At 48.0% G+C, this 13,046-nt stretch carries 10 protein-coding genes and 1 other annotated feature; of the genes, 1 reads left to right on the top strand and 9 read right to left on the bottom strand.

Annotated features, from left to right (window positions below; genetic code table 11):
* Nucleotides 1-32 precede the first annotated feature (32 nt).
* The 9 genes from ACFVS2_RS30225 to guaB form a co-directional block, all read right to left on the bottom strand.
* Nucleotides 33-842, bottom strand: coding sequence for an alkaline phosphatase family protein (locus ACFVS2_RS30225; RefSeq protein WP_390240091.1), 810 nt, complete (start codon nt 840-842; stop codon nt 33-35).
* The gene (locus tag ACFVS2_RS30220) at nt 832-1,929 is read right to left on the bottom strand and encodes an ABC transporter substrate-binding protein (RefSeq protein ID WP_390240090.1); all 1,098 of its coding nucleotides are present in this window, start codon (nt 1,927-1,929) and stop codon (nt 832-834) included. The genes ACFVS2_RS30225 and ACFVS2_RS30220 overlap by 11 nt, the downstream gene beginning before the upstream one ends.
* Before the next feature lie 191 nt (nt 1,930-2,120).
* Nucleotides 2,121-3,410, bottom strand: a complete 1,290-nt coding sequence (gene aceA / locus ACFVS2_RS30215) for an isocitrate lyase (RefSeq protein ID WP_390240088.1) — start codon at nt 3,408-3,410, stop codon at nt 2,121-2,123.
* A 26-nt stretch (nt 3,411-3,436) separates the two neighbouring features.
* Nucleotides 3,437-5,044, bottom strand: coding sequence for a malate synthase A (gene aceB / locus ACFVS2_RS30210; RefSeq protein ID WP_390240086.1), 1,608 nt, complete (start codon nt 5,042-5,044; stop codon nt 3,437-3,439).
* A gap of 420 nt (nt 5,045-5,464) precedes the next feature.
* Nucleotides 5,465-6,745 (bottom strand): serine--tRNA ligase, encoded by a 1,281-nt coding sequence (gene serS, locus ACFVS2_RS30205; protein ID WP_390240084.1) that lies wholly within the window; start codon nt 6,743-6,745, stop codon nt 5,465-5,467.
* 53 nt (nt 6,746-6,798) lie between these two features.
* Nucleotides 6,799-7,023, bottom strand: a binding site (T-box leader).
* 131 nt (nt 7,024-7,154) lie between these two features.
* On the bottom strand, nt 7,155-7,730 hold the full coding sequence (gene pdxT / locus ACFVS2_RS30200; protein WP_390240082.1) for a pyridoxal 5'-phosphate synthase glutaminase subunit PdxT: 576 nt from the start codon (nt 7,728-7,730) through the stop codon (nt 7,155-7,157).
* 10 nt (nt 7,731-7,740) lie between these two features.
* Nucleotides 7,741-8,625 carry a pyridoxal 5'-phosphate synthase lyase subunit PdxS gene (pdxS, locus tag ACFVS2_RS30195; RefSeq protein WP_012683798.1) on the bottom strand — a complete coding sequence of 295 codons (885 nt, stop codon included), beginning with the start codon at nt 8,623-8,625 and terminating at the stop codon, nt 7,741-7,743.
* Nucleotides 8,626-8,730: 105 nt separating this feature from the next.
* Nucleotides 8,731-10,047: a D-alanyl-D-alanine carboxypeptidase family protein gene (locus tag ACFVS2_RS30190; protein WP_390240079.1), complete on the bottom strand. Its 1,317-nt coding sequence runs from the start codon at nt 10,045-10,047 to the stop codon at nt 8,731-8,733.
* Nucleotides 10,048-10,235: 188 nt separating this feature from the next.
* Entirely contained in the window at nt 10,236-11,696 is a 1,461-nt protein-coding gene (guaB, locus tag ACFVS2_RS30185) for an IMP dehydrogenase (RefSeq protein ID WP_390240077.1), read from the bottom strand.
* Nucleotides 11,697-11,862: 166 nt separating this feature from the next.
* Here guaB and ACFVS2_RS30180 point away from each other — a divergent pair, with 166 nt between their 5' ends.
* Nucleotides 11,863-12,876, top strand: a complete 1,014-nt coding sequence (locus ACFVS2_RS30180) for a YaaC family protein (RefSeq protein WP_390240075.1) — start codon at nt 11,863-11,865, stop codon at nt 12,874-12,876.
* Nucleotides 12,877-13,046 lie beyond the last annotated feature (170 nt).

Here is a 13,046-nt window from a genome sequence, read left to right as displayed (position 1 = left end):
ACGCCCCCTTAGGGAGACGTCTTACTCAGCCCTCATACGTTCAATGGCTGCATCTCTTTCGAGGGGGAGATGCCAAGCAAATGGCAGGCAAGCGGAGCCACCTGCAATTGCGGAATTGCCTCCTCTCGAATACCCGGAGATATCAGATTACTGATGACAAACAGGGGGACGTCCCGGTCAGCGCTAGAAGTGCCGCCATGATTTCCATCGGCTGTCATCCCGTGATCCGCTGTCACGATGATTTGATAACCCGCGTCGATCCACGCAGGAAGCACATTTGCCAGTATCGAATCTGCCGCCAGAACGCGATTTCGATATTGCGCGGAATCAGCCGTATATTTATGTCCGTCATCATCGATATTCATGGAGTGGACGTAAAGAAAATCTGGATTGTATCCATTCAATAAAAAGTTGGCGTCAGCAAATAAGTGTGTATCCGGATAGTGATCTTCCCAGTAGAACATCCCGTTTTGTATCGGCTTGTCGGAGTTCAATTGGATTCGGTCGTGAAACGGATTGAATGGGGCCTTGTTATAAAGCTCGCTTACCCAACCATAAGCCGCAGCAGCGTTGGACATCCCGTTTTTTTGCGTCAGGTGAAAGAGACTCTCCTGATGCGAAAGCCGAACCGTCTGATTGCTGGAAATGCCGTTCTTCCACACAGGGGTTCCCGTTAAAAGAACCTCGTACAAAGGGCGCGACAGACTGGGCAATTCCGATCGTACCTGAAAGCGGGCCGCAATGCCGTACTCGACCAGGTGATGCAGGTACCCCATGTGCGAGATGGCTGTGTCAAATCTCAATCCGTCGAGCACAATCATGGCGAGCTTGCTAGCGCACATGGATTAACACCTGCTCTTGCCATAGCTGCGGCAATTTTTTGGTTGTCTCTTCCCAAGCAGTCAAATCGCCCACCGGACGTGCGTTTTTATACATATCATCGGGGAGCAGCATAGCTTTAGCGGATTCATCCAGCTTGGCGTTAGCACGAATTGGTCGTGCATAGCCGCGAGCCAAATTGGACTGTCCAGCGTCGGAGAGAATGTATTCACGAGCCAGCATGGCAGCGTGTGGGTGCTTGGCGTACTTGTTGATAACCGTAGCATACCCGCTGCTGACTGATGCTTCCTCCGGGATGAGGACATCAAAGCGGTTTTTATCGATTTTGTCCCGATACCCGAGCGCGTTGAAGTCCCACAAGATTGCGACTTCGACCTCACCCTTTTCTAGATTGGCAAGGCTCGGATCGCTCGTACTGAGTCGCTTGTTTTTTGCCAACTCAGCGAAAAAGTCTATGCCGGGCTGAATATTTTTCTCATCTCCCCCATTAGCATAGGCCGCGGCCAGTACGGCAAACTGCGCCTGATTCGCTTTCATAACATCGCCGATCGCGATCTTGTAGCTTCCGTTTTTCAAATCTGCCCAGGTCTTGGGAGGATTCTGCACCTTTGTCTTGTCAGTAATAAAGGCCAGTGTTCCAGTATAGCCCAGCAACCAATGTCCTTCATCATCTTTTGCCCAGTCGGGAATGTCGTTCCAGTAAGAGGTTTTGTAAGGCAGCGTCAGCCCTTTTTGCTTGGCTAACGGTCCAAAAGCGATACCTACGTCGCCGATGTCTGCTGTGGCGTCTTCTTTTTCTGCTTCAAACTTAGCCAATTCTTCTGCGCTCGACATGTCTGTGTCCGTATGCTTCAAGCCGTATTCCTTTGCGAGATTGCCCCAAGTCTCTCCCCAGTTTGCCCACGTGTCCGGCATACCCACGGAGTTGACTTCGCCCTCCTGCTTTGCTTTTTCCACGATTTGATCCAGGGTCAATTGCGACGTATCCAGAGAAGTGCCTGATTTCGTTTCGGTGGCACATCCCGCAAGCAGAAAAACGGATGTCATGACAACAACGGTTCGTTTCCAGCTTAACTGGTTCCCTTTCATCTTTAAGGCCCCTTTTCGTTTTTATTTGTGTTTGATTCCTTTGTTTTTCCTAAGCTAATCGTAAACAACCAACATGAAACTGATATAAATGCGTTGTTAAAAAGCTATTAAGACTCTATGAAAAATAGAAGTGAACGCAAAAAGTGGCCCTCTGAATACCAGAGAACCACCTAGTCCTTCGTTTTTCCTCTTTAATTGTGTGCAAATTGCTCCTCTTCCGTCGACCCGCTGAGTGCAGTCGTAGAGGAATTGCCGCCAGAGATAACTTGCGCAATCTCATCGAAATACCCGGTACCGACTTCGCGTTGATGACGAGTGGCCGTATAGCCATGTACTTCGCTGGCAAACTCATCCTGCTGCAATTCAGAGTAGGCAGCCATTCCGCGGTCACGATAGCCGCGTGCCAGTTCAAACATGCTGTAATTCAGGGAGTGGAAGCCAGCGAGTGTGACAAATTGGAACTTGTAGCCCATCTCGCCGATCTCTTCCTGGAAGCGAGCGATGGTCTGTTCATCCAGCTTCTTTTTCCAGTTGAAAGAAGGAGAGCAATTGTAGGCTAGCAGCTTGCCCGGGTATTTGGCATGAATCGCTTCTGCAAAACGGCGTGCTTCCTCCAAATTCGGCTCTGAAGTCTCGCACCAGATCAAATCTGCATAGGGAGCATACGCCAGTCCGCGGGCAATCGCTGCATCCAATCCGCCGCGTAGACGGAAGAACCCTTCTGCTGTTCGTTCACCCGATAGGAATGGTTTATCCTGCTCGTCGATGTCGCTGGTGATCAGGAAAGCGCCATTGGCATCGGTACGTGCCACGATAATTGTCGGGACTCCCATCACATCTGCCGCAAATCGGGCGGAAATCAGATTACGTACAGCCGCCTGCGTCGGAATGAGTACCTTTCCGCCCATATGGCCGCATTTTTTCTCGGAAGCCAGCTGGTCTTCAAAATGCACGCCTGCTGCACCCGCTTCAATCATACCCTTCATCAATTCGAAGACGTTCAGTGGCCCACCAAAGCCCGCTTCTGCGTCCGCTACGATCGGAGCAAACCAATTCGTCTCTGTACCGCCCTCTGATTGATCGATCTGATCAGCCCGTTGCAGTGCCTGATTAATTCTTCTTACGACTTGGGGAACACTGTTTGCCGGGTAGAGGCTTTGATCAGGATACATCTGACCAGACAGATTGGCATCGGCCGCTACCTGCCAGCCACTCAAATAAATCGCTTTTAATCCTGCCTTTACCTGCTGAATCGCTTGATTCCCGGTCAAAGCCCCCAACGCTTTAATATGGTGCTCGGTATGCAAGAGGTTCCACAGACGCTCTGCTCCGAGATGAGCCAGCGTATGCTCGATTTGTACGGAACCGCGCAGACGAACGACATCTTCTGCCGTATACGGGCGTGTAATTCCTTGAAAACGCTCGCCTTGCCAGCTTTGCTCCACCTGTTGAATCGCTTCTTGCTTGTTTACTTTCGTCATTTTCATTTCCCCCACTCTTTATATTTTTACAAATAGCGATAACCCGGTACTGTTAGGAAGTCTTCAAAATCTTCTGTCGTTACCAATTGCAAGAATAGATCACCAGCAATCGGATACTTGCTGTTGTCATACCTCTCTTGGCCAATTGCTTGCTTTATCGCTTGCAGCTCCTCACTCAGCCACTGCTTTACCAAGCCTTCCGTCACCTTTTTACCATCCTGCAAGACTCCGTGACGGTGACGCATCCATTGCCAGACTTGTGCCCGCGAAATTTCTGCTGTAGCTGCATCCTCCATCAGATTGTTGATCGGCACGGCCCCAGAGCCTCGCAACCATGCCTCGATGTACTGCAAGCCTACGCTAATATTCGTACGGACACCCGCTTCTGTAATCGTGCCCTCTGGGACTGCCAGAAGATGCTTAGCAGATACGTCTACGTCTTCACGTTTGTACCAAATTTGGTTCGGCTCTCTCATCAAGCGATCGAACACTTCCATGGCTACTGGCACTAGCCCAGGGTGAGCAACCCAAGTCCCATCATGTCCATCGTACGCTTCCCGCTCTTTGTCAGCGCGTACTTTGGCGATGGCTTCTGCATTTTGTACCGGGTCATTTTTCACCGGAATTTGTGCAGCCATTCCCCCAATGCAAGGCGCCATCCGTTTATGGCAAGTCTTCACGGCCAGCGTGGTGTATGCTTTCATGAACGGAACTGTCATGGTTACTTGCGCACGATCCGGTGTAATGACATCAGGCTGATTCCGCAGCTTTTTGATATAGCTGAAAATGTAATCCCAACGTCCGCAATTCAGCCCTGCACTATGCTCACGCAGCTCGTACAGAATCTCATCCATCTCAAAAGCTGCGAGGATCGTTTCGATCAATACTGTCGCGCGAATTGTGCCGCGTGGAATATTTAATTCATCCTGCGCGAAAAGGAAGACGTCGTTCCAAAGGCGGGCCTCCAAATGGCTCTCCAGTTTCGGTAAGTAGAAATACGGTGCTGTCTGATTCGCGATAAGAGCATCTACGTTGTGGTAAAAGTAAAGTCCGAAGTCAAGCAGACTGCCGGAGATCGGTTTTTGATCGAGGAGGATGTGTTTTTCTTCAAGATGCCAGCCACGAGGACGCACGATCAAAACCGCCGTCTTTTCTTTGAGGGCGTATGATTTGCCTTCCGGACTGATGTAAGAGATATTGCGGCGTACCGCATCCTTCATGTTGATTTGGCCTTGGATGGTGTTCTCCCAGGTCGGTGAGTTCGCGTCCTCAAAATCAGCCATGAAAAGCCGAGCACCCGAGTTCAGTGCATTGATGACCATTTTCCGATCACCCGAAGGTCCCGTAATCTCCACCCGTCTGTCCTGTAAATCTTTGGGCAATGAAGCAACAGTCCAATCTCCTTTACGAATGTCCGCTGTTTCCTGTAGAAAATCGGGCAGTTGACCTGCATCGATCTGCAATTGACGATCCACGCGTTTAGCCAACAATTGTTGTCGTCTGTCGCCGAACCTTTGCTCCAGCTTCATCACGAATTGAATCGCTTCTGGTGTCAGGATATCTTGATAACCGGGGTGCATCTCACCTGAAATCTGCACCTCCAGCGGATATGGATTCGTTGGTACGGTAGTCAAAACAGCTCCTCCTCCCTCACTTCGAAGTTATTATGATACAGATCGACAAAATGTTTTTTATTATATAACAGCAGGAGCAAAAAAAATGTCCTTACTCCTGATACCCACTGCCACTGCAATGGCTGCAGCATACATGACCATCCCCCAAGCAATTGTGGCAAGCCGCTCCGTTGGCATCATGACCAACGCCTCCACATCTTGGGCAATTTTGTTCTCCGTTTCCTTCACACCGATAGCAGTCCATTCTCCATTCCTCCGTTTCTGTATTAAAACAATATTCTTAAAATTTGTTTTTATTATATAACAGAGAATAGTACAGTGCAACACATTTTTTGAAAAAATCCATCTGTATTAGTACACAATATAAAACAGCCCTTGACCCGCTATGGATCAAGAGCTGCTTTCTAAATCTCTCGCTTATTACTTCTGTGCAATCTTTTCTACTCCGCCCATGTACGGACGAAGAACTTCTGGAATCACGATTGCTCCGTCTGCATCTTGGTAGTTTTCCAAGATAGCTGCTACTGTACGTCCAATCGCCAAACCAGAACCATTCAATGTATGCACAAATTCTGGCTTCGATTTCGTATCACGACGGAAACGGATATTGGCACGGCGCGCCTGGAAATCTTCAAAGTTCGAGCAAGACGAGATTTCACGGTATGTGCCGCCGCTTGGAATCCAAACTTCCAGGTCGAATTTCTTCGCAGCCGTAAATCCTAGATCGCCGGTGCACATGCTCAGGACACGGTATGGCAGTCCAAGCAGTTGAAGCACCTTCTCAGCGTTTTTCACCAGTTTATCGAGTTCGTCATAAGACTCTTCTGGTTTCACGAATTTCACCAGCTCAACTTTGTTGAATTGATGCTGACGAATCAACCCACGCGTATCACGGCCAGCAGAACCCGCTTCCGAACGGAAGCATGCGCTGAAAGCAGTGTAGTAGCGAGGGAGATCCGCTCCATCCATGATTTCATCACGATGCATATTGGTGACTGGCACCTCTGCAGTTGGAATCAGGAAGTAATCTGGTCCCTCGATTTTGAATGCATCCTCTTCGAACTTAGGCAATTGACCTGTTCCCGTCATACTCGTACGGTTGACGATATATGGCGGGATCACTTCTTCATAGCCATGTTCATTCGAGTGCAGATCCATCATGAAGTTCATCAGTGCGCGCTCCAGACGTGCGCCCAAGCCTTTATAGAAAACAAAACGGCTTCCTGTTACTTTTCCCGCCGTTTCAAAATCGAGAATGCCTGCTTGGCTAGCCAGCTCCCAGTGTGGCTTAATCTCGAAGTCAAATGCACGTGGCTCACCCCATGTCCAGGCAATCACGTTATCGTCTTCTGTCGTACCGATCGGCGTGCTTTCGTGCGGCAGGTTCGGGAGGCTCAGCAAAATGAACTCCAGCTGCTCATCCAGTTGGCGCAGCTCTTCATCCAAAGCCTTGATGCGCTCATTTACTTCTTTCATTTCAGCGATCAGATGGTCTGCATTTTCCTTATTGCGTTTCATCACCGCTACTTGCTCGGATACCGTGTTACGCTTATTTTTCAGCGCTTCTGCTTCTTGGATGATTTGGCGACGTTTTTCATCTACTTCCACGAATTGATCCAACGCAGAAATATCTTCATTGCGGTGAGCCAAACGGCGTTTTACTTCTTCCAAATCCTGGCGTAATACTTTTACGTCCAACATGTGTGAATCCCTCCGAATCGTATTAAAAAAAAACAAAAAACACCCGTCCCCTGTTAAGGGACGAGTGTTGTATACCCGCGTTGCCACCCTCGTTGACATATGCAGCAATCCTCATGCATATGCCCACTCTTCCGTCATAACGGGACGGTTCCGGGCAAAGTTGTTGTTCCTTTGCCACTCCGAGATGGATTCCTTCACATAACCGGATCGGTTCGCACCTACCACCGACTCTCTAGGCCTGGCTCTTGTGAAGTACTTGTTCTCATCATCGCATTCTCATTCATGAATACTATTATTGTTAACTGTACTACAGGATCTATACGTATGTAAAGAGTAGCCCGCCTCGATCTCTTCAGAAAAAAAGAAGATCGGCGCCTTTTTACGGCCGATCTTCCGGTATGACAGCTAGTTAGCTTCTGTATTCCTTGACCATGTCGAGGAAATATTTATGCAGTCTTGTATCTTCGGTCAATTCTGGGTGAAAGGCTGCTGCCAAATAGTGACCGTTTCGGGCGACAACAATCTTGTCTTCGTGCTTGGCCAAGACTTGACCGTTCTCTCCCACTTCCATGATATACGGTGCTCTGATGAACACTGCCGGGTAATCTGCCGCCACACCCGCAACAGGCATCAAGGCTTCAAAGCTCTCCTTTTGGCGACCAAAAGCATTCCGCTCGACTTTGATCTCCATCAACCCTAAATGGCAATCGTCTTGTCCTTGAATCTGTTTTGCCAGTAGAATCGCTCCTGCGCAAGTTCCGAAGATCGGCTTGTTCGCCTTACCAAACTCTTGAACCGCCTCCATGAATCCGTACTTGTGCATCAGCTTGCTAATCGTGGTGCTTTCTCCGCCGGGAATGACCAGCCCGTCGAGCTCATCCAGTTCTGCTACTTTTTTGACCGGGACAGCTGTGGCACCAACCTCTTCTAGCATTCTCACATGTTCTGCTACAGCTCCTTGTAGAGCGAGTACGCCGATTTTCATGCTACTCACCTTACCAGCCGCGCTCTTGCATGCGATCAGCTTCACGAATCTTGGAGATTTCGATTCCTGGCATTGCCGTCCCCAAGCCTTTGGATACGCGAGCAATCAGTTCGTAATCCGTGTAGTGGGTGGTCGCTTCCACAATCGCGCGAGCAAACTTCTCTGGATTCTCTGATTTAAAGATACCAGAGCCTACAAACACGCCATCGGAGCCCAATTGCATCATCAGGGCAGCATCTGCTGGAGTTGCTACTCCACCTGCTGCGAAGTTTACGACTGGCAGCTTACCTGTTTTGTGTACCTCTTCAAGCAGTTCGTATGGGGCACCCAGGTTTTTGGCTTCCGCCATCAGTTCATCGTAGGACATGGCTTGCACTTTGCGGATTTGGGACATCATCGTGCGCATATGACGAACAGCCTCTACAATGTTTCCGGTTCCTGGCTCACCTTTTGTGCGGATCATGGATGCACCTTCTCCGATACGGCGGAGAGCTTCACCCAGATCACGGGCGCCACATACAAACGGTACAGTGAACTCTTTTTTATTGATATGGTACAAGTCATCTGCTGGAGTGAGTACTTCACTCTCATCGAGATAATCTACACCCAGAGACTCGAGAACACGCGCTTCAACAAAATGACCGATACGAGCCTTCGCCATAACAGGGATCGAAACAGCATTCAGTACTTCCTCTACAATGCTAAGGTCCGCCATACGCGCAACTCCACCAGCTGCACGAATGTCAGACGGTACACGCTCCAAAGCCATTACAGCAACAGCACCCGCTGCTTCTGCAATTTTCGCTTGTTCAGCATTTACGACGTCCATAATAACGCCGCCTTTTTGCATTTCAGCCATACCTCTTTTTACGCGGGATGTTCCTACTTGTACCATGTCATTACCCCCTACATCATGAGTCAGAACCGAAACTGTTATGTGGTGTTATGGTTCTTGTTACCGTCATTGTAAACGATAGATGTAGGGGAAAACAACAGTTATTTAATTTCCTGTCCCACTGCTAAACAAATTGCTGAAAAACTCTATGATGCTGCGGAAGAACAGACGAATCCAGCTGGCTTCCTCTACTGCCTGTCCTGCTACTACATCAACACCTGCTTTTGTCGCGTCTTCAGGCTGCAAATAATCCGTATCCTTCATGCCTTCTTCTTTCAATACGATCTTACCGACAACCTGTCCTTGCGTAATTGGCGCGGTCAGCTCCTGGAAGGTAACAGTTGGTGTGAATTTTGCTTCTGTACCGATCTTTGTAATCATATTTACTTCGCTACCTGTAACGGCTGGAACTGTTACCTCTACACCGTTTTTCACAGGGGCTATTTCAAACCCTTTAACTGGTACATTCTTGTCCATTTGTTTCGTCAGTTTGTAATTGTTAAAACCGTAGTCAAACAGTTTTCTGGTCTCCGCGAAACGCTTTGTATTGCTATCTGTATTCATTACTACACTAATCAAACGCATGTTGTCACGAACAGCCGTCCCTGTAAAGCAATAGCCCGCTGCAAGTGTATGCCCTGTTTTCAATCCATCTACGCCCGGATAGTAGCTAATCAGACCAGGCAGCATCCAGTTGAAGCTTTTCTTGCTCCACTCTTGTGGGGTACCTGTTCGGAATGTGAAGTTTGTTTTTTTGGAAACTTCCAATGCCTCAGGGAAATCACGGATCAGAGCACGTGCGAGGATAGCCGAATCGCGTGCCGACATCAGATTTTCTGGTTGATCGGTTTTCACTGAATACGGGCCCAACTCATTAGCTGGCAAACCTGTAGAAGTAACAAACATCGTATTTTTCATACCAAGCTCTACTGCTTTTTTGTTCATCATTTCAACAAAGGCAGCTTCACTGCCTGCGACCTTCTCAGCCAAAAGTACGGTTGCGTCGTTAGCAGAAACGACTGTCATCGCTTCCGACAATTGTTTAACTGTAAATGATTCACCTAAATTCAGGTACACACCAGACGAATCTGAAATTTTCGCGATATAAAAAGCATACTCACTTACCGGGACAACATCATCCCAGTTAATTTTCTTTTGTTTAACGGCTTCCTGAACCAGGTATTCAGACATGATTTTACTCATGCTAGCTACCGGAAGTGCTACGTCAGGATCTTTACTATAGAGAACCCTTCCCGTCGATGCCTCAACAAGAATGGCAGACTTCGCTTCCAGTTGTAAATTCGCTTGAGATGCTACAGGGGCAGCTTCCACCTTTGAAACCATTCCTCCCATTGCTGTAGCAAAAACAGCGACCGAAAGGAACAGACCTGTCAATCGCTTTGTCCATGTCTTTCGCTTCATGTAATCTCTCACTCTCCTATTTCTGTCGATTTTATTTTTTCATGAAACAAGCACACAATTGTAAGTGTACCATAGGTTGCAGGGTGGCTTGAAGCGAGATTCCTCCTATTTCCACAAGTTAGTAGCTAGTAAAAATCCCCTCTCTTATTAAAAGAAAGGGGACCTGGGTCTTCCGTACTATTTTTCGCTTAGGAAATCGAGTAGTTAGGTGATTCTTTTGTAATTTGTACATCGTGTGGGTGGCTCTCACGCAAGCCAGCACCGGTAATGCGGACGAACTGGGAGTTTTGAATCAAATCTTCGATGGTCTTCGCTCCGCAGTATCCCATACCTGCACGCAGTCCACCAATCAACTGATACGTGACATCCGCCAATGGGCCTTTGTAAGGAACACGGCCTTCGATCCCTTCCGGAACGAGCTTTTGTGCGTTCTCTTGGAAGTAACGGTCCTTACTGCCGGCTTTCATCGCGCCAATCGATCCCATTCCGCGATATACCTTGAAACGACGACCTTGGAAAATCTCGAATTCGCCCGGGCTTTCTTCTGTACCGGCGAACAGACTGCCGATCATGATCACAGAAGCACCTGCACCAATTGCTTTTGGCAAATCACCGGAGTATTTAATGCCGCCGTCGGCAATAATTGGAATATTGTACTCTCGCGCTACTTGTGCACAATCGTGGATCGCTGTAATTTGAGGAACACCGATACCTGCTACGACACGCGTTGTACAAATGGAACCAGGACCGATACCAACCTTCACCACAGATGCCCCAGCTTCGATCAGATCGCGTGTAGCTTGTCCAGTTGCAACGTTTCCTGCGACGATTGTGAGCGTTGGGTATTCTTTGCGAACTGCTTTTACCGTTTCAAGTACGCCTTTGGAATGCCCATGAGCGGTATCGATCACCAATACGTCCACGCCAGCTTGTACCAGTGCAGCTGTGCGCTCAAACGTGTCAGCAGATACCCCAACAGCAGCACCACACAGCAAGCGGCCTTGTTTATCTTTTGCTGCATGCGGGTATTGGATGGCCTTTTCAATATCTTTAATCGTAATGAGTCCACGCAGAGTGTTGTTCTCATCCACCAACGGGAGCTTTTCGATCTTATGTTGTTGCAAAATCAATTCTGCCTGTTGCAATGTGGTACCGACAGGAGCCGTCACCAGGTTTTCCTTGGTCATAACCTCTTTGATCTTGATGGAGAAGTCATGTACAAAGCGCAGATCGCGGTTGGTGAGAATTCCGATCAGCTTTTGATTGTCATCGACAATCGGAACACCGGAGATACGATATTTACCCATGAGAGCATTCGCTTCTTCGACGGTATGCTCTTGGGACAAAGAGAATGGATTAGTAATAACGCCACTTTCAGAGCGTTTTACACGATCTACTTCGCTTGCTTGTTGCTCGATGGACATGTTTTTATGGACAATCCCGATACCACCTTGGCGAGCCATGGCGATTGCAAGTCCAGACTCCGTTACGGTGTCCATACCTGCACTGATCAGAGGAATATTCAGCTTCACATTCTCACTCAATTGTACTCGTAGATCAACATCCCTTGGCAAAACTTCAGATTTTGCTGGAATGAGCAATACATCGTCAAACGTTAAGCCCTCTTTAACAAATTTGTCTTCCCGCACAGTTGAAAGCTCCTCTCGGCGAATGGTTTAAGACAGTTTAACAAACGGCTTAATTTACTGTCAAGAAATGAGTATATCGTTCGGTTATAGATTCAATTAGACAGATAAATCAAAAAAAAATTAGGGAAACTTAACCATATTACGAAAATTGGTAAAGGTGGGTAACATGGATAACGCTTGGAAAACATTACGCTATTTTGAGACAGAACCAACTGCACGTAAATATTTGGCTGCCTGCTATCACGACATGGGTGTTGAGCATGCGGAGCGACTAGCTTTTCAACAAAGCTCGCGTTTCCTGTTTCTATGGAGACAAGCCAGACATTTTTATTCCACTTCCGCTGTTGCCGACTTGTCCATCCAGCCATTGCTGCTGTTTTATGGCTGCTCTCACTTGTTGAAGGCGATGTTATTGACTCGTGATCCGTATTATCCCCAAAACAGTCGTGTTCTTCAACATGGTGTCACGACACGAAAGCTTAAACGAAACGCCTATATGCTCATGGAAGACGAAGTTCGTCCACAAAAGGAAGGGTTTTTTGCGCAATTAGCTCACGCGTTCCAGCTTGCGCCGTTACAAGACCGCTATTCAGTCCATGACTTATTTTCATCCATCCCCAGCGTCAGCGATAGTTACGGAATTGCTACGGATAAACCGCGTAACTGGTTAACGCTAAAGATTGAGCATATAAGTCAGGATGATTTGGTTCGCATTACCTTTCCTGAAAAAACGGAGGGGCCACTGTCCTATTCAACTGAGACCTTCATCCAGTACATTCGCAGGCTGGCTCCATCTGTTTGTAACTTGGAAAAACTCGCCTCGGTAAATAGTAAAAACATAAAGGAACTGACCCTTCCTCAGTGTGCCCTGTCTGAACTGGATCAACACCCGTTATTTCGTTTGCATCAGAACGTCCTCTTCTTTTGGAATGGGTCTGCTTCTTCTCTACCTCTTCCCGAATGGGCCAGTCATTACTTGCTGCTTTATGTACTCAGCATGCTTTGCCGCTATGAAACGGAATGGTGGGGAGAGCTAACGATGTCTCACGGACTTGTTGAGCGATATTTGGTTGAACATTTTTTGGATAACCACATGGATACCTTTCCCTCGGTTATTCGAAGGCATTTTCACCGAAACCACTGGATGCCCCTTCCCTCTTTGCCCTCAGATCTGTATTAGTTTTCCTGCCACCGCTTTATCTACACGAAAAAACCTTCCTGCCATCATCAGCAAGAAGGTTTTTTTTATTCCCTGAAAACTGGATCTGCATGATCAGTTGCTAAGTGTGTGGATAAGTCCTCGACCGATTAGTATTCGTCAGCTCCACGCGTTACCGCGCTTCCACACCG

It is taken from the genome of Brevibacillus sp. NPDC058079, from assembly GCF_042885155.1.
Taxonomy (GTDB): domain Bacteria; phylum Bacillota; class Bacilli; order Brevibacillales; family Brevibacillaceae; genus Brevibacillus.
Note: the sequence above shows the minus strand (reverse complement) of the source record. Positions and strands in the feature narration are given on the sequence as shown.